Annotated in this window: 24 protein-coding genes; 11 read left to right on the top strand and 13 right to left on the bottom strand. The window is 29.8% G+C overall.

Annotated features, from left to right (window positions below; genetic code table 11):
• Positions 1-25: 25 nt before the first annotated feature.
• A complete protein-coding gene (locus tag CALAG_RS04345; RefSeq protein WP_015232529.1) occupies positions 26-1,243 on the top strand; it encodes an MFS transporter in 1,218 nt (405 codons plus the stop codon).
• Here the strand turns inward: CALAG_RS04345 and CALAG_RS04340 are convergent.
• The 3 genes from CALAG_RS04340 to CALAG_RS04330 are packed head-to-tail and all read right to left on the bottom strand — an operon-like array spanning position 1,235 to position 5,406.
• Complete coding sequence (locus CALAG_RS04340) at positions 1,235-2,266, bottom strand: HesA/MoeB/ThiF family protein (RefSeq protein ID WP_015232528.1); 1,032 nt, start codon at positions 2,264-2,266, stop codon at positions 1,235-1,237. The genes CALAG_RS04345 and CALAG_RS04340 overlap by 9 nt on opposite strands.
• A 34-nt stretch (positions 2,267-2,300) precedes the next feature.
• Positions 2,301-3,812, bottom strand: a complete 1,512-nt coding sequence (locus CALAG_RS04335) for a cation:proton antiporter domain-containing protein (protein WP_015232527.1) — start codon at positions 3,810-3,812, stop codon at positions 2,301-2,303.
• A 16-nt stretch (positions 3,813-3,828) separates the two neighbouring features.
• The gene (locus CALAG_RS04330; protein ID WP_015232526.1) at positions 3,829-5,406 is read right to left on the bottom strand and encodes a PINc/VapC family ATPase; all 1,578 of its coding nucleotides are present in this window, start codon (positions 5,404-5,406) and stop codon (positions 3,829-3,831) included.
• A 130-nt stretch (positions 5,407-5,536) separates the two neighbouring features.
• Between CALAG_RS04330 and CALAG_RS04325 the strand changes: the two genes are divergently transcribed.
• Positions 5,537-6,415 carry an amidohydrolase family protein gene (locus CALAG_RS04325; protein WP_015232525.1) on the top strand — a complete coding sequence of 293 codons (879 nt, stop codon included), beginning with the start codon at positions 5,537-5,539 and terminating at the stop codon, positions 6,413-6,415.
• Here CALAG_RS04325 and CALAG_RS04320 read toward each other — a convergent pair.
• On the bottom strand, positions 6,381-7,292 hold the full coding sequence (locus CALAG_RS04320; RefSeq protein WP_015232524.1) for a PfkB family carbohydrate kinase: 912 nt from the start codon (positions 7,290-7,292) through the stop codon (positions 6,381-6,383). The two genes, CALAG_RS04325 and CALAG_RS04320, sit on opposite strands and share 35 nt — an antisense overlap.
• Positions 7,293-7,422: 130 nt before the next feature.
• Here CALAG_RS04320 and CALAG_RS04315 point away from each other — a divergent pair, with 130 nt between their 5' ends.
• Positions 7,423-8,412, top strand: a complete 990-nt coding sequence (locus tag CALAG_RS04315) for a daunorubicin resistance protein DrrA family ABC transporter ATP-binding protein (protein ID WP_015232523.1) — start codon at positions 7,423-7,425, stop codon at positions 8,410-8,412.
• Positions 8,409-9,245, top strand: a complete 837-nt coding sequence (locus tag CALAG_RS04310; RefSeq protein ID WP_157463192.1) for an ABC transporter permease — start codon at positions 8,409-8,411, stop codon at positions 9,243-9,245. Before CALAG_RS04315 ends, CALAG_RS04310 begins: the two co-directional genes overlap by 4 nt.
• Before the next feature lie 30 nt (positions 9,246-9,275).
• On the opposite strand, the gene CALAG_RS04305 is transcribed toward CALAG_RS04310, so the two are convergent.
• Together CALAG_RS04305 and hjc are read right to left on the bottom strand one after the other, a co-directional pair.
• The gene (locus CALAG_RS04305; protein ID WP_015232521.1) at positions 9,276-10,508 is read right to left on the bottom strand and encodes a citrate/2-methylcitrate synthase; all 1,233 of its coding nucleotides are present in this window, start codon (positions 10,506-10,508) and stop codon (positions 9,276-9,278) included.
• 129 nt (positions 10,509-10,637) lie between these two features.
• Positions 10,638-11,081 (bottom strand): Holliday junction resolvase Hjc, encoded by a 444-nt coding sequence (gene hjc, locus CALAG_RS04300; RefSeq protein ID WP_425393255.1) that lies wholly within the window; start codon positions 11,079-11,081, stop codon positions 10,638-10,640.
• Between the two features lie 464 nt (positions 11,082-11,545).
• Between hjc and CALAG_RS04295 the strand changes: the two genes are divergently transcribed.
• Both CALAG_RS04295 and CALAG_RS04290 read left to right on the top strand, forming a co-directional pair.
• A complete protein-coding gene (locus CALAG_RS04295; RefSeq protein WP_015232519.1) occupies positions 11,546-12,046 on the top strand; it encodes a hypothetical protein in 501 nt (166 codons plus the stop codon).
• Positions 12,047-12,187: 141 nt separating this feature from the next.
• A complete protein-coding gene (locus tag CALAG_RS04290) occupies positions 12,188-12,757 on the top strand; it encodes a class II aldolase/adducin family protein (protein WP_015232518.1) in 570 nt (189 codons plus the stop codon).
• Between the two features lie 40 nt (positions 12,758-12,797).
• On the opposite strand, the gene CALAG_RS04285 is transcribed toward CALAG_RS04290, so the two are convergent.
• Entirely contained in the window at positions 12,798-14,384 is a 1,587-nt protein-coding gene (locus CALAG_RS04285; protein WP_015232517.1) for a B12-binding domain-containing radical SAM protein, read from the bottom strand.
• Positions 14,385-14,533: 149 nt separating this feature from the next.
• Here CALAG_RS04285 and CALAG_RS04280 point away from each other — a divergent pair, with 149 nt between their 5' ends.
• The 5 genes from CALAG_RS04280 to CALAG_RS04260 all read left to right on the top strand — a co-directional run bounded on the left by CALAG_RS04280 (position 14,534) and on the right by CALAG_RS04260 (position 19,639).
• A complete protein-coding gene (locus CALAG_RS04280; RefSeq protein ID WP_015232516.1) occupies positions 14,534-15,880 on the top strand; it encodes a lyase family protein in 1,347 nt (448 codons plus the stop codon).
• A complete protein-coding gene (locus CALAG_RS04275) occupies positions 15,861-16,253 on the top strand; it encodes a HEPN domain-containing protein (RefSeq protein ID WP_157463191.1) in 393 nt (130 codons plus the stop codon). Before CALAG_RS04280 ends, CALAG_RS04275 begins: the two co-directional genes overlap by 20 nt.
• Before the next feature lie 75 nt (positions 16,254-16,328).
• Entirely contained in the window at positions 16,329-17,078 is a 750-nt protein-coding gene (gene sufC, locus CALAG_RS04270; protein WP_015232514.1) for a Fe-S cluster assembly ATPase SufC, read from the top strand.
• Positions 17,079-18,536: a Fe-S cluster assembly protein SufB gene (gene sufB / locus CALAG_RS04265; RefSeq protein WP_015232513.1), complete on the top strand. Its 1,458-nt coding sequence runs from the start codon at positions 17,079-17,081 to the stop codon at positions 18,534-18,536.
• Positions 18,537-18,541: 5 nt separating this feature from the next.
• Complete coding sequence (locus CALAG_RS04260) at positions 18,542-19,639, top strand: SufB/SufD family protein (RefSeq protein WP_048816743.1); 1,098 nt, start codon at positions 18,542-18,544, stop codon at positions 19,637-19,639.
• A 343-nt stretch (positions 19,640-19,982) separates the two neighbouring features.
• Here CALAG_RS04260 and CALAG_RS04255 read toward each other — a convergent pair whose 3' ends face one another.
• The 6 genes from CALAG_RS04255 to CALAG_RS04230 all read right to left on the bottom strand — a co-directional run bounded on the left by CALAG_RS04255 (position 19,983) and on the right by CALAG_RS04230 (position 26,933).
• Positions 19,983-20,459, bottom strand: coding sequence for a potassium-transporting ATPase subunit C (locus CALAG_RS04255; RefSeq protein ID WP_015232511.1), 477 nt, complete (start codon positions 20,457-20,459; stop codon positions 19,983-19,985).
• Positions 20,459-22,576: an HAD-IC family P-type ATPase gene (locus CALAG_RS04250; protein WP_015232510.1), complete on the bottom strand. Its 2,118-nt coding sequence runs from the start codon at positions 22,574-22,576 to the stop codon at positions 20,459-20,461. Before CALAG_RS04250 ends, CALAG_RS04255 begins: the two co-directional genes overlap by 1 nt.
• 5 nt (positions 22,577-22,581) lie before the next feature.
• Positions 22,582-24,189: a potassium-transporting ATPase subunit KdpA gene (locus CALAG_RS04245; RefSeq protein WP_015232509.1), complete on the bottom strand. Its 1,608-nt coding sequence runs from the start codon at positions 24,187-24,189 to the stop codon at positions 22,582-22,584.
• A 117-nt stretch (positions 24,190-24,306) separates the two neighbouring features.
• The gene (locus CALAG_RS04240; RefSeq protein ID WP_015232508.1) at positions 24,307-24,924 is read right to left on the bottom strand and encodes a FumA C-terminus/TtdB family hydratase beta subunit; all 618 of its coding nucleotides are present in this window, start codon (positions 24,922-24,924) and stop codon (positions 24,307-24,309) included.
• Between the two features lie 5 nt (positions 24,925-24,929).
• Positions 24,930-25,844, bottom strand: a complete 915-nt coding sequence (locus CALAG_RS04235; RefSeq protein WP_015232507.1) for a fumarate hydratase — start codon at positions 25,842-25,844, stop codon at positions 24,930-24,932.
• A 75-nt stretch (positions 25,845-25,919) separates the two neighbouring features.
• Positions 25,920-26,933 (bottom strand): hypothetical protein, encoded by a 1,014-nt coding sequence (locus tag CALAG_RS04230; RefSeq protein ID WP_015232506.1) that lies wholly within the window; start codon positions 26,931-26,933, stop codon positions 25,920-25,922.
• Positions 26,934-26,964 lie beyond the last annotated feature (31 nt).

Genomic DNA, 26,964 nt, shown 5'->3' with positions numbered 1-26,964 from the left:
TCTTATCATATATCTGTGAAATATCATGGCTGAGATTAATAAAATTGATTTTGGGCCTTTAAACAAATATCAATGGCTTATCATAATCTCTTCTTCTTTTAGCATGTTTATTTATGGACTTGTTTTAGCATTACCATCAATTTCAACAACATGGAATTTTGTTCCAAGCAATGATTATGTTTATATATTTTTATCAATACCTGTAGGCACCCTTATAGGCAATATAATTATTGGAAGATTTGCAGATTTAAAGGGAAGAAAAAATATGTTCATCTTAACCCTTCTCCTTTATGGAGTTGGGTCACTTATTGTTTTATTATCAAATAGCTTTTCTTTTCTAATAATAGGTCTTTTTGTTTCTCAGATCGGTTTAGGGGGTGAAATGCCAACATTATTAACATATTTATCTGAAATGATGCCTATAAAATATAGAGAAATTGTATTAATTTTCACAACTAATATAGCTAATATTGGCGTTTTAATGGGAGGTATCTTATCATTAAGGCTTGGCTTGCTATCAATAAGCCAAGAGAGATTTTATTATTTAATTTCCCTTATTGCTTCTATTATATTAATGCTCATATTTAGATTGATGATACCAGAATCGCTTAGATGGAAAATAATAGAAACTCAAGGTAAAAAACAGATAAAGGTGGAGAAACTTTGGTTTAAAATTTACTTTTTAACATCTTTAATAATTGCAACAGCTTTAACCTATGCTTTGCTTGCCTTAACTATTGGTCCATATATTTTTCCTAATTTAACATCAATTTTATTAATAGTTTACAATCTAGGCGAAAGCATTGGGGGTTTTATTTCACTATATTTAGTTAAAAAAATAGGGACAAGGATTTTTACATTGTTTTCATATCTAGGAGGATTTATAACAATGATATTTGCAATCCTCGATTTCATGTTGTTTAAAAGTATTTTATACATTTTCATCACCCTATTATTTATAAATGGTTTATTTGGTGAATTTGCATGGGCAGCTAGGGTTTCATTAGAGCCTGTTATTTTTCCAACAGGTTTTAGATCGACTGGAATAGCGTTATCTAGGCTTTTACCATATTTTCTTTATGCTGCTTCAATTTTCTATGCTGCATCATTTAATGCTATGCAATATTTAATATATAATTTAATATTATGGGGTATTGGAGGACTAGCATCAATTTTATGGTACATCTATGGTATGGAAACTACAAATAAAAAATTAGAAGAAATAAATAATGAGCTAAGCTAATAATTTTATAACATCATCATATAATTCTTTAGCCTTTTTTAAATCATCTTCATTTTCAACGATTGCTAGACCATTATTCATTAAAATTATTTGTATTGCATTTCTTTGTATTCTTATACTATATTTATTTATTGTTATAACATCATATTTCCTTTTTATTTTCTCAACATTTTTATAAAAATCTATACTTAAAAACCTTTCAGGCCTTATTTCTATTGCATGAGTTCCACATATTCTTTCAGCACCTCTTTTTTCTTTTTTATTTAAAAATTCGTAATAGTGAAAACCACATGTCGGGCATTTATCATTTTTTTCTATCTTTATTTTTTCAATGCTAAAATCCCTACCATCTATTACAAACAGGACTCCATAAGGAACTTCGTTCCCTGCTAAATATCTTATAGCTAAATTAGATGAAAAGGATGAAACCAAAGAAGTCATAGTTCCAATTGAAGGTATAATATCACAGCTTTGATTTTCATTATTATTTTCAGGTATTAAACATCTTAAACATGGCCCTACATTGGGTTTAATAAACATTACATTACCATACCATGAATTTACCCCAGCATAAATCCAAGGAATATTATTTTTCACTGATACATCATTTATTAAAAATCTTGCATCCAAATTATCTGTACCATCTATTATTAAATCAACATCTTTCAAAAATTCTTCAGCATTTGTTGAATCAAAATCATCTATAAGCGTTTCAACTTCTATATCGTTATCAATTTCTTTAATGCCTTTTTCACATACTATAGCTTTTGGCAATGAATTTAACGCATCTTCCTCTTTAGCCATGTGTGTTCTGTGAAGATTGCTTAAATCAATATAATCCCTATCAATTAATTTTATTTTACCAACCCCAGCTCTAGCTAAAATTTCTCCTTGAGTAGAACCTAAGGCTCCGCAGCCTACAATAGCAATCTTAGAATTCCTTATTTTTTCCATACCTTCATATCCAATATCTTGCATTAAAATCTGTCTTGAAAACCTTGATAAGATATTTTTATCAATCAATTTTGTCCCCATAAATTAGAAAAAACGGAAATTTTTATTTGTTAAGTAGTTTTAATAAATCCTTCCTATAAACTGGGAATAATAGTTTTTTTTCTTTATCTATTACAGCTATAACAGATAAATCATTATCCCTTATTTTTCTCATAGCATCGCCTATTGTATTGTTATAAAGCAATGCATCAACTGGTTTCAAATAAGTATCGCATACTATTGTTGATTCATAATTATAAGAATCTATGTATATTAAATTCTTAACTGAAAAAACTCCTATTGGAATTTTGTCACGATTTACTACAATTATTTCAGATATATCCTTTTTTGAAAAAATTTTTGCAACTTCTGATAAACTTGTATCACAATAAACTATATCATAATTATCATTTTTAAGAGAAGATAAAGGCATTGATAATTTTATATTCATTTTTTCTTCTCCTACAATCTTATATTTTCTTAAAAATATTGGAGAAAGTATTGCAACAACAGCTATTGCTAAAACAGAAAAAGAATATTGTTGATTGTTTATAAAACCGCTTAATAAAGAGACCAATAAAAGGGAAGTATCTACTCCTCCTTTTGCTGTTTGAGCCCATGAATTTAGCCATTTATCATCTAATTTGATAATATTTGCTGATAAATAACCTGAGAGAATTTTTGTAAGCATTATTATAGCAATTAATGATAAAGATATAAATACAATATCAGGTGTTATTTTAACTACTTCTAAGCCTATATCTGCAAAAAATATGGGCTCAAAAAATCCATAAGTTATACCTCTTATTCTTTCAATTATTTCAGGTCTATCTTTGAAATAATCTCTAAAAAGGTAACCTAAAAATAATGCTGATATAGCTGCGTTAAATCCATAATAATCTGAAAAATAGCCAACTATTAAAATAATAGAAATTATTAATGCAGTTTCTATTTCTCTAGCCTTAAGAATGTGCATTACCTTTGCAAAAATTTTTGAATATAGCTGCCCTAAGGCAAATATTGCTATTACAACAATTGATGTTCCAATAAATGCCTCTAAAATCCTTCCCTTTTGACTAAAACCTACAAACAATACAATAAATATTATTTCTGTTATTATTGCTTGATAAAATAGTGTATTTCCTATTTCTGTTTTTGATATGTTAATTTCTGATAAAGCTCTAGCTAATGGACCAGTACTTGTCATAGCCAATGGAATTGCTAGAATTAAGGCTTCATTTATATTTAATATTTTAAATAATAATAAAATAAAAATTAATGGAATGAAGACTTGGATAAGAGAAGAAACAAATATTCTTAAATTAGGTTTCTTATCTAAAGTAAATTCTTCTACCCCTGCTAAAAATAAAATAAAAGTAATACCTAATTGAGATAAGAAATTTATTGATTGGTTTGGGATTATAAATTTCAAAACAGCTGGTCCAAGTATTATTCCAGAAACTATTATGCTAACAAATGCTGGTACATAAAATCTCTTCAAAGCCTCCTCTAGAACTTTAGATATTAATATGATCAACCCAATATATAAAAATGATAATATGGTATTACTTATCATTAAATAATTTTTCCTCCTAATCTAAAGGTATAAACTTTAGATCTAAGTTATATTGGTCTGCTATTTTCTTAATTGCCTTAACTTTTCTAGCAGTTACTTTTGAACGTCTTAAAATTCTTATTATAATACTCCCTTCCCCTATCTCAACCTTTGCATCTGGTATTATTTTATTAACTTTATCAATTATAGTTAATGCATCCTCTTCAGAGATGTTTTCATTACCTAATTTTCTCCCTTCTCTTCCCTTTTTCCTTACTGGAATAACCATAGTTTGTTCTCCAAATGTGTATAGTTCATATTCAAGTTCTCCTGTTATGAAATTCTTTACCTCTACAACTGGCCTTGCTAACTCGGCTTCTCTTAACCCTGTTGGCAATTTTACTGTTATTTCAACATCATAAACCTTTTCAACGCTACCATTATTAATGAATATAACTGTATCTATTATGCTAGGTATCATACCAAGCTCAACTCTTGTTGCAATTCTTTGTATAGCATCGATGGGGGTAGTTGCATGAGTAACGCCTACCATACCTATTCCTGCTAATCTTAAATCAACATATAGCTTAAAATCATCGTCGTCTCTTAACTCATCAAAAAAGGTATAATCAGGCCTTGATAAAAGTAAAATATCATGCAATTCTGTCATATTAGCATAAGTTTTTGAGTATTGGGTAACATCTGGAGGTAATCTCATATCTCTTGGGGATTCAATAGTTTTAACAATTTTTCCCTTTGATGAATAAAATTCTGCTAATGCTTGTGCAAATGTAGTTTTTCCTGCGCCTGGAGAACCACTTATTAGTATACCTTCAGCTCTTTCTAATAATCTCTTCATTAACTTTTCAGGCAAATTGTAATCCTCGAGTTTAAGCTTTGCTATTGGTCTCACAGCAGTAATTTCCCATCCATCACTTAAAGGAGGTCTAGTTATTATTATCCTATAATTTTTAAGCTGTATAATTGTTGATCCAGGTCTATCAATTTCAACAAAACCTTCTTCCATTGTTGATGCTCTTTCTATAATCTCCCTTGACATTTCCTCAATTTGAGATCTATCCATTTGTTTGTCTGAAAGTTTAACAAATATCCAATTCCCAGGTTTTCCTAACTTTGCTAATGGTAATGCACCTTCTTTTAAATGTACGCTCATTGTTTTTTCATCGAAGAATTCCTCTATTTTTAATTTTCCATATTTTCTAGAACCTGTATATAAAACAGGTAAATTTAATGCCTCAGACGATTCTAACATCATCAAATCGCTAGTTATAATTATTGCATTTGATTTCCATGCATAATCTCTTACCTCTTTTTTAATCTCTTCATAACTTAATTCTTTTAAAACCTTCTTATCTGAATCGATTATATCTATTTGAATCCCCCCTTTCTTTATGTTAACAATTTTTTTAATTTCATCAAGCCCTGTAAATCCAACACTCATACCTTTCTTGGCCTGATTATAAAAGTATTCAACTAAGTCTTTTAATATAACAACTCTTCCTATAGGAACCATACCTTCTTCAATTGCCTTCCTAGCACTACCATCTAATATTGCTTCAATATCAAGTAAGTATAGGCCTGAATTTTCTACCAATTTTTAAATCCCCTTACACTATTTTTAATATATAAACAGAGTAATATATTATATATTCTCTTACATCTAATCAAATAAAAAATATTTATAACATTTATACTTTACGAATTAGATTAAAAATGGTGAAAAAATGGTCTCAATGCTAATTACAGGCTCAACGATATTTACTGGAAAAGAATTAATTAAAGAAGGGTATGTTTTCATAAAAGATGGTAAGATAAAAGAAATTGGAACACAACCAGTTCCAGATGAAATTAGTGAACCCTCCCTATTATTAGGGGGTAAAGGAAGGATTGTTGCTCCATCACTTTCAGCAATAGCAGATATACCAATTTTTTTGATGAGATTTTATAAGTTAAAAATGAATAAGAGGATTGAATTTTATAAAATGTTAACTCAAAGAGATCTTTTTACATTATCCTTGCCAGCTATTTATGAATTAAATATGCATGGAATTACAACAATTTTCGCAGAGGCAATAAACATTTCTTATGTTTTAGATCTTAAAGATAAAATTGGCGGGTATTATGGTATTGCTAAGCCAGCTTGTATAAAGGACTTAAAAATACCTCCAAGTTTAATTGGAGAAATTGATGTTAAAGGTTTTGGATGTGATGGAGAAGGAATTAGCGATAATGATAGCAAATACTTGTTGCTTTTAGGTAAAAACAGTTATAGCATATCAGGCATTGATAACATTTATGAAAAAAGCGAAAAGTTAAGATCCCTAGCTGGTTTACCTCCTAATGTGATAAAAGAAAATAATAATGCTGAAATTGTTATTTATGATACATCAAAGCCCCCTGCTATGAATTTTTACAAATGTGATCTAGATTGTATAAAAAACGTATATAATGAAAATGCCATAATAGAAAGCTTGATTGCAGGAGAAGATGTTTTGGTTGATATAGGTGGACATTTAAGGATTGGACAAAAACATTTAAAAGAAGCTGAAAGTTTAGCTGAAAAAATAGCTAATGATGAAAAGTTTCGACAAATTTTATCTTAGGATTTATTTCATATAGATAAGGCATATTACTGCTTCCAATTTTTTCAACTTTTGAAGAACCAGAGGCTATAGCAAATTTCAAAGCTAATTCTTCATCATTTGTCTCTTTAAAAAATACATTATAAGATGCATCAAATGCATCTCCAGCACCTGTAGGATCTAATTGTTTAATATTTAAATTAATTTTCGCAGAAATTTTCTTATTCTTTTCTAATATTTCTGCTCCTAATGAACCTTTTTTAATGACAACAAATTTCAATCTATTATCAAATAACTCATTTAATTTGTTTTTCAAATTTAAGCAAGAAAATTCTTTTTCATTAATTAATAGCCAATCAATTAAATGCAAATTATTTATTATTTCTTTATTATAACATGCTTCTCCTCCCGGATCATAACTGATAGTTACATCTTTTCCATTAATTTTTCTGATATCGTTGCAATACTTTAGCAATCTTGGATTAATGCTTGAAAAATGAATGTGATCCCCAACAATTTTTATATCTTTTAAATCAAGTCTTTTATTTGCATTTATAGATGAAATCATTGTTCTAGTTGAGTTCCTCCTATTAACAATTATCATAACAACCCCGGGCTTTTCTTTAGTTATTTTTATATCTGATATGTCTACACCTTCTTCTTTAAGTTTATCTAGGAAGCCTAGCTTAATTATTTCTTTACCTGTTCTTGCAATTAGTTTAGATGCATGATTTAATCTTGAAACAGCAATTGCATAGTTTGTTGCTGCTCCTCCTAATCCTATCCACACATCTTTTGACTCAATACTTGAATCTATCTTTATCTTTTTGTTTATAAATGAAATAAAGTCTATATTTATGTTTCCTATTGATACGTGCAATTGCTTTTTATTTTCCATCATTTTTCCTCGTTTAATATCTGTATATTTTCTATTAAAATTATTCATAAGATAAATTATTTATACATATGTTTAAGATATATAAAAAAACTTATATATTTAGATTATATACATTAAATTGGGGAATACTATGGAGACGGTAATTGAAGTTAAGAATTTAACAAAGAAATATGGAGACTTCGTTGCAGTGGATCACATTAACTTTAACATAAATAAAGGAGAAGTATTTTCATTGTTGGGTCCTAATGGGGCAGGAAAAACAACAACTATAGGTATGTTATCAACCATAAAGAGGCCAACAGAGGGGGACGCATTTATTTTAGGACATAGTATAGTTAAACAAAAGTATTATGTTAGAAAATTAATAGGAGTTTCACCCCAAGATTTAACAGCGGATGATGAACTAACAGGATATGAAAATGTTTTGATAATGGCAAAACTTTTTGGCTATAGAGGAAAAGATGCTGAAGAAAGAGCTAAATGGGCCTTAGAATTTATGGATCTGTGGGACAGTGCATTTAAGAAGGTTAGAGAATATAGCGGTGGAATGAGAAGAAGATTAGAGGTTTCTATGAGCATTGTCCACAATCCTGCTGTTGTTTTTCTAGATGAACCAACTGTAGGTTTAGATGTACAATCAAGAAGGCATATATGGGAATTAATAAGAGATTTGAAGAAAAATGGAACAACTGTTTTGCTTACAACACATTATATGGAGGAAGCAGAATCGCTATCAGATAGGGTTGCAATAATAGATCATGGGAAAATTATAGCCATTGGAACCCCTGATGAATTAAAAGCAAAAATAAAAGGGGATAGAATTTATGTAACATTAAAAGATACAGATCATATGGATGAAATAATAGCAAAAATAAATGATATATTGCCAAATTCTACAAATAAGGTAGATGGACAAATACTAATTAAAACGGAATCATCTAGTGAATTTTTACCTCAATTAATAAAAATTTTATCAGACCATGAAGTTGTTGAGCTGAAAGTTGTTAAACCTAATCTAGAGGAGGTCTTTTTAGAATTAACTGGGAAGGGCTTGAAGGAAGATGAAGGAGGATTTGATAGATTTAAATATATGAGAGTTGTAAGGGGTGCAAGAAGATGATGCAGGAGGTTTATACATTAACTATTAGGGAATTGAAAAAATGGTTAAGTAGAAGGGGTACATTTATAGTATCATTAATAACACCTCTATTTTGGTTAGGCTTATTTGGAAAGAGCCTAAACTTTGCTTCCATGTTTACTCCAACTAATATCCCTCCTCAATATTCATCATTGCTTTCTCAATACGTTAATCAACAACTTTTAAACCTATTTGGAACAACAAACTATTTCACATATCTAGCAAGCGGTATGTTAGTTGTTTTTGGTTTCTTCCAAAGCGTTTTCGGAGGAACAAATTTGGTTTTTGAAAAAAGGCTTGGATATTTAAATAGATTATTAATGACACCAACACCTAGATCTGGAATATTCTTATCAAAGGTATTCGGTACATTAGTTAGAATAATGTTTTATGAGGTTGTTCTATTATTAATAGCATATGGTTTAGGATTCAGGTTCTATTCAGGAATAAACGCATTAAATATCATATTAGCAGGAATTGCAATAATTCTTATTGCAATAGGTTTTGTAAGTATTTTTGCAGCAATTGCTTTTAATGTAGATAATGTAGAAATTATGTTTGCAATTGTTAATTTAATAAACTTGCCATTAATGTTTGCATCTAGCGCATTATTCCCATTAAAACAAATGCCAAGCTGGTTACGAGAAATAGCAAAATTTAACCCAATAACATATGCAGCTGATATAGTTAGACACAACTTAATAGGAACACCAATTTCAAATTATTTGATAAGCTGGGTTATATTAATAGTTATATCTGCCGCTTTATTCATTATAGGAATGATTGCAAGCATAAATGCAATGGAAAGAGCATAAAAAAATAAAAAAACAAAAAATTTAAAAAAATTACTTTCTTTGTGACATCGGAACATATTTTAGTCCAACAGGACCTTTGTAATCTTCTGTTGGCCTCATTATCTTGTTTTTCTTTGTATCTCCTTCTCCTACTTGTTCTATATAATGAGAAGACCATCCAACGATTCTTCCCATAGCAAATATTGGTGTATACATTGGTATTGGAATACCTAGTTGATAATACAAAACCCCTGTGTATAAATCAATATTTGCTGGTAAGTTCTTTTCTTTCTTCATAACTTCTTCTGCTTTCTTTAAAACGTTTAGCCACATTTCTCCATCTTTTAATTGCTTAACAAACTTTCCAGCTACATCAGTTCTTGGATCATGGACTTTATACACTCTGTGACCGAACCCCATAATTAATTCCTTCTTTGCAAGTTTTTCTTTTATGTATTCCTCTATATATTGATCTAATGGAACACCTTTGGCCTTAGCCTTAGCTTGTGCATCTAAGAACATTGCCATGGCTTGCTCGTTAGCTCCTCCATGTAATGGCCCTTTCAATGCTCCAATTCCAGCTGCTATTGCGCTATAAATATCTGTTAATGTACTTGCAACTACCCTTACAGTAAATGTACTTGCATTAAATCCGTGATCCATGTATAAAACTAAGGTGCTTTCAAATGCCCTTGCTTCTGTATCAGTAGGCATTCTTCCAATTATCATTCTTAATGCATCTTTACCATGGGGCAAACTTGGATCTGGCCTGTATAAATTACCATCTCTCGATAGGTGCCAACCAGCTGCAAAAAATACAGGCATCGCTGCTATTAATCTTAATGCATGATCATATAATTCATCTCTATCAAATCTCCATTCAGGAGCATAATATTGACCCATCAAACTAACAGCTACTTGAGCATAGTACATTGGATGAGTTGCAGGTACATATTTTAATGCGTCAAATATTTTTTCTGGTATCTGACCCCTGTATGTATCTATTTTATTCTTTATTTCCTTATATTCACCCTCATTTGGTAAGTGACCATAAAGAATTAAGTGAGCTGCTTCATAAAAGTCTGCATGTTCCCCTATATCATCAATTGTATACCCTCTATATATTGTGCTTGTTCCCTTAGGATCAACTCCGCTAATATTTGTTGTATCAGTTATCACATCAACAAGGCCTTTTGGAACTCTTATATAATATCCTTGTTGGGGTGGAGTTAGGAATTTTCCCAAAGGGGTCTCTTCCACATCACATTCTATCTTACTAGCCATAATATCGACCCATTTTTATAAGTGTATTCATAAATACATAAAGTTTTAAAATAAAATGTTATGAATAGATATTAATTAAATTCTAAAATCCTTTATTGTTTAAAGATAAATTTTATTCTAAAATTATTGTTAAGAATTTTTCATAAATTCCAAAATTTCTTTATGCTTTTTAATCATAAACTCCTCTAAATCTCTATACTTTAACCCTTCTGAAGGATTTTCCAATTTAAAATTTACGCCTGTGCTCTCTAACTTATCTAAAAGATGAAACCTCCACTCTTTTCTTGATAATTTAAACGCTATAATTGGAATACCATTTGCTCTTTTCGCAAATTCTAACAAATTTAATATTTGAGAGGAATCTATATACAAGGGACCTTCCTTACTTTTGCTCTTTACCTCAATAACTAAAATTTTCCCTTCTTTTATTGCAATTAAATCTGGCTGATATCTCTTAGATACGCCAGCACCGCTCGATGGACCTCTAACAACAGCGAATCCGTTTTCCCACAGAAGGTTTGCTAAATCATTTTCAAGTCTTGTTGCTTTAGCTTTTACTCTCAACTTTCTCACACTTTTAATTATAAACACCAATTAAAATAAAGTTTATGTTCTAAATTTTTAATAAAAGGAGGAGATTTTATTTATATGCAAAATGGAAACTAATCCTTTGTTGAGGAGAAAGCCAATGTATTATAGTTTGCATTATTCTAAATATATTTTATGATAATTCATAGAAAAATTTGCAATTATGAAAGTCTTGCATAGTGATTACAGCAAAAATAATATAAAGCATTTTAAGAGGAAAGAGTAGGGTATCATATCAGAGAAACAAGTAAATTCCTGAAAAATTTTTGGAGTTTATGTTGCCATATATGAAAGAATTAATAAAAATCGTAAGAAATTATTCATGTTTGAAGAAATCTAGGCATTTAACATATTAATATTAATTTAGATCAGATTCTTTAACTATTTGTTATAAACATAAATAACATCTTTATAAACTACAACATTTATTAATAACAATGTGACCAAAATTGTCATCATATAAGTTTGAAGATAGGAGAAGATTAGTTTCTTATTTTAAGAATGAAGCTAAAAGAGAAATTAATTATTCAGATGATGTAAGAAAAACAAGCAATAATTCAATAAATCCTATTGTAAAATTGATAATGGAGGCAGTCTCTCAAGATTCAATAAAGCATTCTAAAATATATGAAACAATGTCATTAATAATAGAAAATCCTCAACTAATAACTGAAAAAGAATCTGAGATGGTTTTAGATGATATGAAAAGACATATAGAAAATGAAAAAGAATCAATAGAAGAACTAAATAATTTACTAAAAGATAAGGCAATACAGGATGATAAACCATTAAAGTTTTTAATTGAAATGCTTCTCAGAGATGAAAAATTGCATCACGCAATGTTATCAGATCTCTACAATATACTAATAAAAAATATAACGTTAACTGAAAGAGATATATGGGATCAAATATGGAAAGATTCTATGTATCATGGCACGCCAGGGGGATAATGGCTCCTTTATACAATTATCAATCCCGTATATGCTTTTTATTTAATAATATTATTTCTTTAAAAACTAACCAAATTTTTAATACATTGGCATTACAAAATATTTTTAATTCTATGTATTTAATAATCAAAAGGGGTTAAAATGGAATTAAATGAATTTTATTTATCCCAAATAAGTGATGTAATGAAATTGATGTATAATAGAGGCATTGTTCAAATAAGAGGAGGAAATGCTAGTATAATAGATAGAACAAGAAATATTGTTTATATAAGTCCAACTGGAGTACCAAGACATAAAATAAGCAATAATGATGTATCTGTGATTGACATTAACGGTAAAGCTATTGTAGGTTTTCCAAGCAGCGAATGGAGAATGCATCTATCTATTTATAAAGAGGTAAAGGATGCAATAGCAGTTGTTCATGCCCACCCACCTTATTTACTTGCATTGAATAGGTCTCATAAAAAACTTGATTTAGATTATTTAACTGAAACCTCATTAAGAATAAGCTGTATTGATGAAGTACCATTAATTAAACCAGGAACTCAAGAGTTAGCAGATGCTGTCGCAAATTCTGCAAAAAAAGGATGCAATGCAATTATATTAGATAATCATGGTGTTGTTGCTTATTCTAATGAAACTATATATCATGCATTAGAAATAATTGAGGCTATTGAGGATTTGGCTATTATACAATTACATTCCACATAATTCTTAATTATTATAAAATTTTTATATTATAAAATTTTAATTAAGATATTTGGAGTGAACTTTCCATCTCTACCTTTTTTATTTCAATTAATTTGTCAATGGACCTTTCAGCCATCTTGTATCTATTTATTACAAAATCCATTATATAATTCCCTATATTTAATATAACTGTCTTTATTATAGGATTATACATTTTATCCACAGCCAATGTTAGGCTTCTCTTAGATTCGCTTAATGCTTTTATCAAAGCTCTTCTAATAAATTCCCCTCTCAATGGATCCTCAAGCATTTTATCTAATATCGTAAAGTCCCTATGTCTAAGTGCACCCATTGGTATAAATGGTAGTGGAAATGTTATTACCCTTAATTTCTTTATTCTATCTAGTAATTCAAGATCCTTTATTATATCATAATCGTTTTCTCCTGGTAAGTTTAAAATCATTGTACCTACAACAACCCAGCGGTTATCATTAAGAATTCCAATTCCTTGTTCTACAATATCTTGATATTCTTCTGGCTTATATGGTAACATTTTCCCAGGCATTAATTTCTTTAAAATTCTTGGAGATCCAGATTCAATGCCCATTTCTATAAAACTCCATCTACCACCTTCATTCATATAATCAGCAACTTCTTGAACTAATTTAGGTGCTTCTACAGCAACAGCAGCAGTTGTAAAATCTGTAGATAAAGTATAATCATCCCCATATGATTTTATTAATTTATATGACTTTTCAACAAGATCTAAAACTTTATTAGGATTTGGGTGTATATCCTTTGCTCCATATCTGAAAAATTCTTCGCTATGAAGTGTTATATCCTTAGCATTTCCTTTTTCTATATTAATTTTTATTTCTTTTTCTATGTGACCTTCAAATGGAAGGGATTTTATCATACCACTAAGCGTGGGGGTGCAAAAAGTACAACCTCTACCGCAACCTCTAGTTACCTCAACAAGGCCTCCATTTGAAGGAGTTACTATTGTAGGTATCTTTTCTAGTGGCGCTGGTCCTCCATAAACTACACTTGGTACATCAATTCCATTTAATATATTTTTAAATATGCTTGGACCTAATGATTCGAACTCCCCTTCATAAACTACATCTATACCTAACCTTTTATTAAAACCAGTATCCGTTAACTGCCATGTTGCAGGTCCTCCAACTAATATCTTTATATGTTTTCTATGTCTTAACACGCTTTTGTTTGTCAAGATATTTAAGAAGGACCTCGCTATATATGGCATTCCTTTATAAGGTAAGTTGGCAAGCTTTAAGATCCAATAGGTAATACCACTCCCAAAACTTAAACCTAAGGGATCCATTACGTATATTCCTAAAATTCTAGTATTATCTCCCACAAATTTATCCAATTCATATGGACTTGCTATAACAATGTCTTCCCTTGGTATTCCAGACTGCAATAAAGAAGCCTCGACCTTTGATAATCCATATGGTGCTTTTTTTACGATACCTCTTTTGTTATCAACTTTAAAATAAAACCTAGAGATAAAAGGCAAAATATAATTATCGGGCAATGCACTTATAAATCCTGCAACAGTTGATCCCAATGTTTCGCTAGCAGTCGCACCTTCTGCTGTTAAAACTATCTTAACGCCATTGCCCAATTAGATCACCTTTATCTTTACACTCTATATATACAATATATATATTTAAAACCACTATTAATAAAACTTTATTAATATTAAATCATAACGTTTGATATTTTATACTGATAAATATTATCTTTCTTTTTTATATATCATATGGTGATTTTATGTCCTACGAAGAAGAAGCTGAAAAATATTATTTGAAAACTGGTTTAAAGGTACCTAATAGCTTAATAAAGGCAATTTCTCTAATAAAGGCCTCAGCTGCATTAGCAAATAAAGAATTAAACCTATTAGACAAAGAAATTGCAGATGCTATTGTTAAAGTCTCTCTAATGATTTCAGAAGGTAAGTTTTATGATGAGGTAATAGTAGATGTTTTCCAAACTGGATCTGGCACAGGTATTAATATGAATATTAATGATATAATTGCTAGGCATGCCTCAGAAATTTTAAATAAAAAAGTTCATCCCAATGATCATGTAAATATGTCGCAAAGTAGCAATGATGTAATACCATCTGCTATTAGGATTGCGTCATATATTGAAGCAAATGATAAGGTTCTTCCTTACTTAAACAATTTAATAAAAAAACTTGAAGAATTATCTGAAAAATATAAAAATATAATAAAACCTGGTAGGACTCATTTAAGGGATGCATTACCTGTAACATTTGGTCAAGAACTCTATGCTTACTACGATGAATTCTATAATGATTATAATAACTTAAAATATGCAATGGATCAGATCCTATACATACCACTTGGAGGAACTGCTGTTGGAACCGGAATTAACAGTCATGAGAAATTTAAGGATATCGCTTTAAAGCATCTAAGGGAATTTTTAAACATAGATGTGAAATCTTCAAATTCATTAATGAGGACGATGAGATTATTAAGTGATTTGTTACTATTAAGCTCTGTTTATAGGAAGATTGCTATTGACCTTTGGAAAATAGGTAATGACTTAAGGTTAATGTTTTCAGGACCAAATACAGCAATAGGAGAAATTGATATGGATATAAGCCTAGCCGGAAGTAGTATAATGCCTGGAAAAATAAATCCCATAACAGTTGAGGCTATAATGCAAGCTTCTAGCGAAGTAATAGGGCTAGATAATGCAAATTCATATATTTCATTATTGGGAGAATTTGAATTAAATATGGGCAATCCATCATTAATATATAACATATCTTTACAATCATTATTGCTGAAAGAATCTTTAATGAAATTAAGTGATGTTGTTTTACCAAGCATTAAACCATTAGAAGATAGGATGAAACAATTGGCTTTGAGCAGCCCTTCATTAATAACAGTTTTCTCACCATTAATTGGTTATGATAATGCGAAGAAATTATATGAAAGGATTAGAAAGGGAGAAAAACTAGAAGATGTTGCAAAATCATTGGGTTTAGATCAAGAAACTATAAATAAAATAACTGATCTTAATATTTTGGTTAAACCTGGGATACCCGTATTAAAAGTGAAAAAAGATGATGAAAAAGAATACAAATGAAATAATAAGGTTATTAAAATCAGCAAATTATCATTTAAATAATGGAGATTATGGTATTTCTTGCTATGAATCAAGGCTTTCAGCGATATACTCAATGGAAATTTTAGCAAATTATTTAAATATAGAAATAAATGGAAGTAATTTAAGGGAAATTTATAAACAAATAAACAAAATTGTAAATTTATCAAGCATAAGATATTGTATTGATTATTTAGATTCTTTAAAAAATTTGGAGGTAAACTATTGTGATACATATTGCTCTGATGAAATCCCAGGAGCAGAAGTTTTAGATTATGTAAATTATGATGATTCATTTAGGGCTTATAAATGTAGCAATGAAATAAAAGATTTTGTTTTCAGAATTATTAGTTAAAGCTCTATATTTTAATTTATTAACTTTAACGCGTGTTAATGTACAGGGGTTAAAACACTATGGAGGTAAAACACTATGGCTTTAGAGACAATTGATTTAACAGTTAACGTAGGAGAAAAGCAAATATTGAATAATATGAACTTAAAGGTAGAAAAAGGAGAAGCTCTAATATTAATGGGGCCTAATGGAAGTGGTAAAACAACATTAGCATTTTCATTATTAGGGCATCCTAAGTATCAAATAAATAAAGGAAAGATATTATTAGATAACAACGATATAACAGATCTTCCAACATATCAGAGAGCATTAATGGGTTTAGGATTAGCATTCCAAAATCCAGTAGAAGTTCCTGGTTTAATGCTATCCATGCTTATCAATGCAATATCTATGAAAAGGAACAAATCTGATTTTGATATTTCATCTATAGATCCAAAACTTATTATATGGGCAAGAAATAAAGCAAAAGAACTTGGATTAGTTCCGTCAATTTTAGAAAGGGAAGTTAATGTTGGGTTTAGTGGAGGAGAAAAAAAGAGATCTGAAATGCTTCAAATGCTAGTTATGGATCCTAAATATATTATTTTTGATGAACCCGATAGTGGTCTAGACGTTGATGGAATAAGGATTATTGGTGAGCTTATAAATAGCCTGAGAAATTCAGGAAAAGGAATTCTAATAATCACTCATCATGCAGAAATAACGAAGTTTGTTTATCCTGACAAAGTAATAGTTATTTCAAAAGGAAAGATAGTTGATGAAGGAGGAGAAGAATTGATCAAAAAGATTGAAGAATATGGATATAAAGATTATGAAGAGGTGCAGTAAATGGGTTCACCAATAGAATTAGCTAAGGATAAAGAACTAAAAGAAATAGTGGAAAATAGAGGAATAGAAGAGATATTAGGTAAATCAGTCCCATATCCTAAAGATATTGAAATAAAAGGAAAAATAACTAGAGATATAATAGAGGAAATTTCTAAGTCAAAGAAAGAACCTCAATGGATGCTTAATTTAAGACTAAAAGCTTTAGAATTATTTGAAAAATTGCCGATGCCAAATTGGATTCAAGGAATTGAGAGCATAGATTTAGAAGAATTTTCTCAATACGTTAAGCCAAAGGTTGAAGTAGCAGAAAATTGGGATCAATTACCAGATTGGATGAGAGACATGTATTCTAGAATAGGACTTCCTGAAACTGAAGCAAAAGTATTGTCAGGATTAACTGCAGTATTTGATAGCGAAAATATTATAAGCAGATTAAAGGAAGAACTTAAGCAGAAAAAGGTTATATTCATGCCTATGGATGAGGCTGTTCAAAAATATCCTGATTTGGTAAAAGAATATTTCGGTAAGCAGTTTCCAATGGCAGATCATAAATTCGCAGCACTACATTATGCTTTATGGAGTGGTGGAGCATTTGTTTATGTGCCCAAAAATACTAAACTGGTAAACCCTGTTGAGGCATTTTTTATAATAGGAGGAGAAATGGAAGGACAATTTGAACATACATTACTTGTTGCTGACGATAATAGCTCGGTTGGAACAAGCTATATACACTTCATAGAAGGATGTGCAGCACCAGTTTTAAGGAACTTTAGTTTCCATGATGGTATGGTAGAAATTTATGCAGGTAAGAATTCTCAAGTATATTTCTCAACTTTACAGAACTGGAGCAGAAGCATTATTAATTTTAATAATAAAAGGGCAGTAGCAATGGAAAATGCTCACGTAGAATGGGTAGAGGGTAGTATTGGAAGTAAGATGACATATACTTATCCAAGCACAGTATTAAGGGGTAGAGGGGCATCAACAAAAAATGTCTCAATTGGTATTTCAAATGGGCCATACATAAAAGATGTAGGTTCTAAAGCAATTCATGCAGCACCAGATACAAAGAGTATAATAATTTCAAAAAGCATAAGCTCAAATGGAGGGATAGCTGCTTATAGAGGTTTAGTCAAGGTATTAAAGGGAGCAGAAAGAAGTTTTGCTCATGTGCAGTGTGATAGCTTAATACTTGACGAAAAAAGTTCCGCATATACGTTACCAAGAAATGAGGTTGATGAACCAACTGCGATTGTTTCTCATGAAGCAACAGTTGGAAGATTGGGTGAGGATCAATTATTCTATATGGCAAGTAGAGGGATTAGAGAAGGGGAAGCTAAGGCATTAATAGTAAATGGATTTATAAGGGATGTATTAAAAAGCTTGCCATTAGAAACAGTTAGCATATTAACAAGAGTCATAGGAATGGAGTTCAGCGAATTCGGAAGCGTAGGGTGATTATATTGAGTTCAATAACTGTAGACATCAATAAATTAAATAAAATTAAATGGCAAGATATAGGGGACTCACCAACAACAAAATATTATACTGATTGGAATCAATATGAAAAGATATTGAAAAATCAAAGCGAAGCAACTTTTAAGATTCCTGAAGGAAAATTTGATTATATAGTTGGTAAATGTGGAAATACCAATAGGACATATGAACCTAAGCTAATAATGCCTGAAGAAAGTAAGATTGCAGGATATCATTTTTATTATTTAAAAGAAATTAATGAAATTACCTTAGATTCTGGTATATATAAAATATCTTTTTGCAATAGTGAAAGCGAGAGCTGGGTTTCACAACACTTAATAATAAATATAAAGGAAGGCGCAGATGTTTCTCTTATTTTATATGATGAAAGAAAATCTCCAGGCTCAACCGCTGTCGAGATAAATGCACATAGAAAATCAAAATCAAATGTTGCATTATTATTAAATCCAGACATTAAATATCCTACTGTATATTTAATAAGGAAAGCCTTATATGATTCCTCTTCTATGAATTCCCTTACATTTTCAACACCTACATCTATGAATAGAATAGAAGAAAAAGCTGTGCTATTTGAAAACTCAATTTTAAAACATAACTCATTATCTTTCTCATATAAAAACACTAGGGTTGATAATATAATTGATACAATTCAAGTTGGTAAGAACTCTGATAGCGATATTTCAGGTCTTGGCTTTGCATTTGACTCCTCTTTATCATCTGTTAGAGGTACTGCAGTAATAACATATGATGCTAAAAAAAGCAAGTCTAAATTTTTAGTAGAAGCCTTAATCTTAGGAGATGCTGCTAAGGCATATACAATGCCTATGATGAAAATAGAAACTGGGGATGTAATTTCTGCAACTCATAGATCAGCGCAATATAGGGTCAGCGATGATGTATTGTTTTATTTACAATCAAGAGGATTATCAAATGATGAAATAATTTCTCTCCTAGTATATGAAAAAAGCATTAACATGGCAAATCATCTAGAAAATATTAAAGATGTTTCACAACAATATATTAGAGATAAATTAGAGAAAATATTAAATATCAATAAAAAATAATTTAATAAATAAATAAAATTATAATTTTATTAATTTATAAATTTTAAAACTAATCAATTTATATCAATATTTTAGTAGAGATGCATTAGAATATTTTTCTTAGTTAGCTATTTAATTTCTTTTTGTTTATAAGTTCTCAAGAAGTTTGTTATTATTAAAAGATACGAATCCTTGAATATAAATATAAGTTACGATTTTAAAAGGGACCTGAATAACACCCCTCCTGATACTAATAAAAATACTATGAATATTATGTCTAATATGCTGATTTTTACCACCTAGATAATTAATGTTAAAAACAATTTTAAATGTTAATTTAAAAATGTATTATTTATATAAAGAATTATTTTGAATTTAATTTCAAATATTTATCATATATATTAGGATATTTTCTTATCAATATTGCATTCAACTCCATTACATTAACAACTCTTTGTCCTGGAGAGAATATAAAAAGATCTTGCTCCTCTATTTGCTCAGAATTTTCATATATTATATTTATTAAAAATTGTTTAGAAATTCCAGTTGAATTGCTTATCCTATTTACTTGGCTTAAAGCTTGATTAACCGTTATATAAGGATCATATCCTGATACAAAAGAATTATTATAATTAGCCCAAAAGAACGCACTATTATTTATTTTCCCTGCTATCAAATAAGATCCTATTATAGTTCCATTAATTATTATTAAGCTTCCTTCCGCATTATTTTTAGCAATTAAGCCTATTCCATTTAACATCAATGGGTAAACAAATCCCAGTATCAATATAGAAAATACAAATATAGCTAATGGAATCAATAAATATTGTCTAACATTCATTACTTAACACCCATTAAAATAGCTAATATAATATCAATCAATTTTATTGCAGCAAATGGAAGCAATGCACCTCCAATGCCATAAATCAAAAAGTTCCTAATAAACGTCTTCCTAGGAGATTCTGGTTTATATTTAACGCCTCTTAAAGCTAATGGAATCAATGAAGGAATTATTATAGCGTTGAATATCATTGTTGCTAATATTGCTGTTTGAGGTGTAGTTAAATGCAAAATGTTTAAATAACCAATTTTTGGGTTTCCTAATATTAATATCATTGGTAAAATTGTAAAATATTTTGAAATATCATTAGCTATACTAAACGTTGTTATTGCCCCTCTAGTTACTAACAATTGTTTACTAAGTTCTATTATTTTTACAACCCTCGATGGATTTGAATCTAAATCGATCATATTAGCTGCCTCTTTAGCAGCTCTTGTTCCAGAATTCATAGCAACTCCTACGTCAGCCTTAGCTAAAGCTGGGGCGTCATTTGTACCATCTCCCATTGCTATGACAACATGTCCTTTATTCTGCTCATCATGAACTTTATTTAGCTTATCTACAGGTTTTGCCTGAGAAATAACATTATCAATACCAGCCTCTGTAGCAATTACCTTCGCTGTTAGTGGATTATCGCCCGTAACCATTATTGGGGTTATTCCCATTATCTTTAAATCAGATATAACGTTCTTTATACCAGGTTTTAATCTATCTTTTAACACAATTATACCCATAGCTTTTTCATTAATAATTAAAAGCAATGGTGTTTCTCCTTTTTTCCCAACATCTTCTACTATTTTATCTATAACTTCCTTCTTCACATTTTTAACGTTTTTGATTAAGGAATCAACAGCCCCTTTTAATATTTTTATTTCTTCATTTTTATTTCCATATTCTTCTATAATTTCAACTAATTTAAGGCATGTCTTATCCTTTTTTATATAATCTAATAATTTATTAGGTCGTGATATCTCTATACCAGAATATCTTGTATTTATATTAAATTCAATGGGTTTAGACATTAAAGCAACATCTATTATTTCGTTTGGTATCCTTATTTTCATACTTTCTATCAAATCAATTATAGATCTCCCTTCTCTTGTGTTATCATTAAATGAGGCCAAATAAGATGCTACAGCAACACAATTTACATCAAAATTGTCTAGGGGAATAAATTCTACTGCTGCCCTATTTCCTTCTGTTATAGTACCAGTTTTATCTAAGAGAATAACATCGGCATCGCTAGCAGCCTCGATCGCTTTTCCTGACTTTGCTATTATATTATCTCTTGTTAATCTTGATATACCAGAAATACCAATAGCAGGTAACAATCCACCAATGGTTGTTGGCATTAATGCTACCAGTAATGCAATTATTAGGGCTATATTAACATAACTATATCCCAATGACTTTAAAATATAATAAAGTGTTGCTGTTACAATTAAAAATATTAACGATAAGCCAGACAATAAAATATTTAATGAAATCTCACTTTGTGATTTAGGTCTTTTTGCTTGAGAAACTAAGGAAATCATCTTATCAATAAAACTTCTGCCTCTTTCAGCAGTTATCTCTATTTTTAATTCTCCCTCAATAACTTTAGTTCCTCCTATGACGTGATCACCCTTATTCTTAAAGACAGGTTCCGATTCCCCTGTTATCATTGATTCATCAATATATGAAGATCCGTCAATAATAAAACCATCGATAGGAATTATCTCTCCTTTTTTAACTAAAATTCTCTCCCCTGGCTTAAGATTGTTAGATTTAACATCGACATAATGATCGTTAACAAGCTTATGGGCAATTATTTCTTTTTCAAAAATTTTTAATGAATCAACCCTTGCCTTTGCTTCATATTCTGAAAACGCTTCTGAAAATGTTGAAAACCATGCTGCAAAAAACAATGTTAAAGAAACTGCTATATAAAAGTTTATTTGATTAGCTGGAATTTGATTTGGTAACACGATCATAAGCAAAGTAACTATGAATCCCAAAACAACTACAAACATAACTGGGTTATTTTTTGCTAAATATACAGGATTTAACTTTAATATGGAATCAATAAATATTTTCTTCAAATTATATTTTTCATGGTACCTAGTTGTTTCACTCAATTAAATCACCACGATAATGGGCCTATTATCACAAATGGAATGAATGTTAATATTACCAACAAGAAAATCATAAAGATCAATACAGCCAAAAATAGAAGACCTTCTGTAGGTAATGGTTCAGGACCCCTCTTTCTCTCTTTCATGGCAAATGATTGAGATATTGCAAGCATTAAGCCAATGGGCAAATATCTTCCTAAAAGCATCACAATAGCTGTTGATATATTAAAGAAAATTGTGTTTCCTATGTTTCCTAAATATGAAGATCCATTATTAGCAGCAGCTGATGTAAATTCATATAAAACTTCAGTATAAGTATAGGAATTTATTGAACCAAAAATGTGGTATGCATAACCCATTGTCAAAGCTAGAGCTGTAGGTATCAAAATTATCAGAGGATGCGTTAGGAAAACCATTACAGAAAGCTTAACATCTCTTGGACTTATCTTCATACCAATAAATTCAGGCATTTTACCTACCATTAATCCTAATATGAACAATGTAAGCAAAACATATACGATAAGGTACATAAATCCTACTCCTATTGCGCCTGGTATTGATTGAATAAACATTGAGAACAAAAAAGCAATAATAGCACTATAAGACATAGCTGCTAGTGATGTATCAACAGCTCCTGTATTTGTTAACATTGAAAATGTATTGAAGAGAACAGCGGAATAATTACCAAAACGATAACTTACAATTCCAACAGGTTTTATAATTTCTGCTATAAGTATTGTTATGATCATACTTATCAATATTGTTGCTAAAAGCGTGTATCCTCTTTTCTTCCCTAAAATTCTTCCAAATGCAAGAGGAATTGATAATGGAAAAATTAGCATAAGGAACATTTCAAAATAATTACTTAAATTTGATGGATTCTCAAGTATGTTTGCTGAATTTGAGCCAAAAAAACCTCCTCCGTTATTTCCTAAAAATTTTATGCTTTCCAATGAAGCTACAGGACCTGAATAAATTATCTGATGAGAAAATGAATTAATTTCATAAAAAGGGTTAAGGTTTTGCGGAACACCCATGAAAATTAATAAAATTGCTGATATTATTGATAAAGGTAGAATAAGGAATATTAAAGACCTCATGAAATCAACATAAAAGTTACCTAAATGCTTACCTCTTCTTATAAATCCTCTAATAAATGCGAATGATGTAGCTAAACCTGTTGATGGTCCAATAAACATTGTAGTAATTATAACAAGCATTTGAGATGTTAGGGATAATGATGTTTCACCAATATAATGCTGAAGATTTGTATTAGTAACAAATGACACTGCAGTATTAAATGCTAAGTCAAAATTAATTCCTTTATAATTAGGGCCTATAAAGGATAAATGATTTTGGAACATTAAAAATACTGTATCAAAAACAATAAATATTATATTTAATGATAACAACGATAACAAATATTCTTTATAATTCATAGAATTTTCCTTATTAATTCCAAGAGTTTTAAATATAAAATTTTCAATTTTATTTAATTTAGTATTTGGTAAATCTTTTTCATATTTTATAAAATATGAAATAGGCATGCTTAATAAATATGAAACCATGAGAGAGATAGCTACAATTATAACAGTTTGAATTAAAGAAATGAACATAGCACCACCTAGTCATTAAGATTTGATGTAACACATTTTTGTTGGTAATGTCTTTTTATCTCCATTTTTAATCTCTAAAAAGATACATGGAGTTATAGGGGTTTAAAAAATTTTGGATTAAGTCCACTTATATTGCATCAGTTCATCCTTTATTTTTTCAGCATTGTTTGCAACTTCCTTAAGCCTTCTTTCATAATAGTTGTTTCCCTTATTATCTATCGTTATAATTAATGGTCCAAATTCTTCTACTCTAAACACCCACATAGCCTCTGGAATTCCTAATTTGTCAAGCCAGTAAACATCTTTAACTTCCTTAATTCTTTCTGCTGCTAATGCACCCGCTCCTCCTGTAAAAACTGCATAAACAGCATTGTATTTCTTCATAGCATCAGCAGTCTTCTTTCCCATCCCACCTTTTCCAACAACCATCTTTATACCTGTTTTTTCAATAAATTTATATTCAACACTTTCCATTCTCATACTTGTTGTTGGACCTGCAGCAACAATACTCCATTTATTATCCTTTTTAATTGCAACAGGACCACAATGATATAAAACCAAACCTTTTAAATCTAATGGTAGTTTTTCTCCTTTATCTAACAATTCTAAGGCCATTTCATGAGCTTCGTCTCTTGCAGTTACCATTATACCACTAATATAAACTATATCACCAATGTTTAACTTATTTATTATATCATCACTCAAAGGAGTTTTTAAATGATATTCATTTACCATATGCCTCACCTCACAATAACACAACCTGTTCCATTATATGAAATGTGTTTGCTAGTCATTTCCCAAGAACCATCACTATGAATTATTGCTGAAGATCTTCTCGTTGCCCAACAGCTTGTAACAATGCCAATAGCAAATGATGCCGGATGTCTATATGCATAATCTATTTTTACATCTAAAGCCGTCAATTGGCCTCCAAATCCATGAGGCCCTAATTCAAGTTTATTTATTTCATTTAATAAATCTACTTCCATTTTAGCTAGATTTGGATCAGGGTTCCTCTCTCCAATAGGCCTTAATAATGATTTTTTAGCTAATGTCATTGCTATATCACCTCCTGCTGCTATAGAAATTCCCACAATCAATGGGGGACAAGGTAATGGCCCAAATTTAACAATTGTATCTATTACTCCCCTTTTGAGCTTGTCAAATCCTTCTATAGGTTCGCTCATTATTAATGTCGACGGAAATTCACTACCTCCTCCCTTGGTCATAAACCAAACTTTTAGATCATCTCCTTCTACTATATCAAAGTGCATCCATGGTATATACCTTCCTGTATTATCGCCGCTATTCTTTTTATAAAATGGATCAACTGCATTAGGCCTTAAATAACCATCCTTAGTTACTTTTCTTAATGCTTGAGCAGCAATCTTTGAAATACCTGCTCTAATTGGGAAATTCTCCCCCATTTCTATAAAGAAGTATGGTGTTCCTGTATCCTGGCATATTGGTACCTTTTTATTACATGCTATTTCTATATCTTGCAATATAGCCTCTAGTTGTCTTTTAGCTGCTAAATTTGTTTCCTTTTCATATGCTGTCTTTAATCCTTCATATACATCAGCTGGTATGCTTGTAGAAGCGGTTTTTATTAACTCATAAAATATGCCCGTTAAACTTTCTTCTGTTATTCCCAAAATGCCTCACCAATCTTGAGTAATTGAACGAGAATAATATTTTTGCATACAAAAAATATTAATAACATTTCAAATTTATCTGATCAATTTTTCAATTTCTTCTACAACCATATTTGTTGAATCGTTTAATTTTAGACTATCAACTTCTTCTTTTTTCAATTTTTCAATTTCATTTTTTATGTTTATATTTAGAATTTCATTACAAGGATATACTCTAAAACCTTTTCTACCCTTTATAATATTTGCATTTTCTATGTGCTCAAAATGATTTTCTATGTATAAAAATATTGTTCTTTTCTTAAACAGATTAGACTCGATTATACTTCCATAGCCTGATAAACTTATTAAAATACCAGCTTCCTTTATTGTTTTTTTGGGGTCAGGATTAAAATATTTTGAAGAACCAATTATTTTTACATCATATTTATCATTAAGCTTATCTTTAATTTTTTCAGCAATTTTTAAAGCAGCGTTTGTACCTCCTACATTGATAAGAATGTTATCATTTTCTTTATAATCGTTTTCCAAATAATTATCTGTAAATACAGGTCCTAGATTGATGAAGTTATCATCTTTATCCCATAAGCTTAAATTAATTTTTAAAGCAAATTTTTCATTTATTCTACTAATTAAACCTGAATTCAGCCTTGGTATAATTAATTTTTCAATATAGCTATTATTCATGGTTACTTTCGTAAAATCGGTTAAAAATACTGATCTTTCTTTTGGAATATTAATAAACATAAATTCCCAAAATTCATCAGCAATTATTAAATCATAATCATTAAAATTTATTTCTTTTTTTATTAGTTCTGAATTATGCTTAACGGCTTTATACAATTGATACGAGTTTGATATGCTAATTCTTACTTTACAATTTTTTATCATTTTCTCTATATAATCTCCCAAGCTTAGAAGTTTATTAGAAACCTCTTCAAAATTTTCTCCTTTCTCTTTAATATATTTTAAAGCATTTCCGGCTGTTAGCCAAATTACCTCTCCATTAAGCCTCTTTTTTATATGATAATCCCTTGTTATGTGGCCCAATCCAACACTTGATGATGCATATAATATTTTCATTTCTACCATAAATTCTATAAGATTTTAATATTTAAACTTT

This window comes from Caldisphaera lagunensis DSM 15908 (assembly GCF_000317795.1).
GTDB classification, from domain to species: Archaea; Thermoproteota; Thermoprotei_A; order Sulfolobales; family Acidilobaceae; genus Caldisphaera; species Caldisphaera lagunensis.
The sequence above is the reverse complement of the archived record's forward strand: the minus strand, read 5'-3'. Positions and strand labels throughout refer to the sequence as shown.

What these genes read in the sequence shown, in the direction of transcription:
- CALAG_RS04320 (WP_015232524.1), bottom strand. Translation starts at nt 7,292, where the DNA reads ATGGAAAATAAAAAGCAATTGCACGTATCAATAGGAAACATAAATATA.
- sufB (WP_015232513.1), top strand. Translation starts at nt 17,079, where the DNA reads ATGGGTTCACCAATAGAATTAGCTAAGGATAAAGAACTAAAAGAAATA.
- CALAG_RS04315 (WP_015232523.1), top strand. Translation starts at nt 7,423, where the DNA reads ATGGAGACGGTAATTGAAGTTAAGAATTTAACAAAGAAATATGGAGAC.
- CALAG_RS04255 (WP_015232511.1), bottom strand. Translation starts at nt 20,459, where the DNA reads ATGAATGTTAGACAATATTTATTGATTCCATTAGCTATATTTGTATTT.
- CALAG_RS04280 (WP_015232516.1), top strand. Translation starts at nt 14,534, where the DNA reads ATGTCCTACGAAGAAGAAGCTGAAAAATATTATTTGAAAACTGGTTTA.
- CALAG_RS04230 (WP_015232506.1), bottom strand. Translation starts at nt 26,933, where the DNA reads ATGGTAGAAATGAAAATATTATATGCATCATCAAGTGTTGGATTGGGC.
- CALAG_RS04305 (WP_015232521.1), bottom strand. Translation starts at nt 10,508, where the DNA reads ATGGCTAGTAAGATAGAATGTGATGTGGAAGAGACCCCTTTGGGAAAA.
- CALAG_RS04325 (WP_015232525.1), top strand. Translation starts at nt 5,537, where the DNA reads ATGGTCTCAATGCTAATTACAGGCTCAACGATATTTACTGGAAAAGAA.
- CALAG_RS04245 (WP_015232509.1), bottom strand. Translation starts at nt 24,189, where the DNA reads ATGTTCATTTCTTTAATTCAAACTGTTATAATTGTAGCTATCTCTCTC.
- CALAG_RS04335 (WP_015232527.1), bottom strand. Translation starts at nt 3,812, where the DNA reads ATGATAAGTAATACCATATTATCATTTTTATATATTGGGTTGATCATA.
- CALAG_RS04310 (WP_157463192.1), top strand. Translation starts at nt 8,409, where the DNA reads ATGATGCAGGAGGTTTATACATTAACTATTAGGGAATTGAAAAAATGG.
- CALAG_RS04240 (WP_015232508.1), bottom strand. Translation starts at nt 24,924, where the DNA reads ATGGTAAATGAATATCATTTAAAAACTCCTTTGAGTGATGATATAATA.
- sufC (WP_015232514.1), top strand. Translation starts at nt 16,329, where the DNA reads ATGGCTTTAGAGACAATTGATTTAACAGTTAACGTAGGAGAAAAGCAA.
- CALAG_RS04275 (WP_157463191.1), top strand. Translation starts at nt 15,861, where the DNA reads ATGAAAAAGAATACAAATGAAATAATAAGGTTATTAAAATCAGCAAAT.
- CALAG_RS04345 (WP_015232529.1), top strand. Translation starts at nt 26, where the DNA reads ATGGCTGAGATTAATAAAATTGATTTTGGGCCTTTAAACAAATATCAA.
- CALAG_RS04290 (WP_015232518.1), top strand. Translation starts at nt 12,188, where the DNA reads ATGGAATTAAATGAATTTTATTTATCCCAAATAAGTGATGTAATGAAA.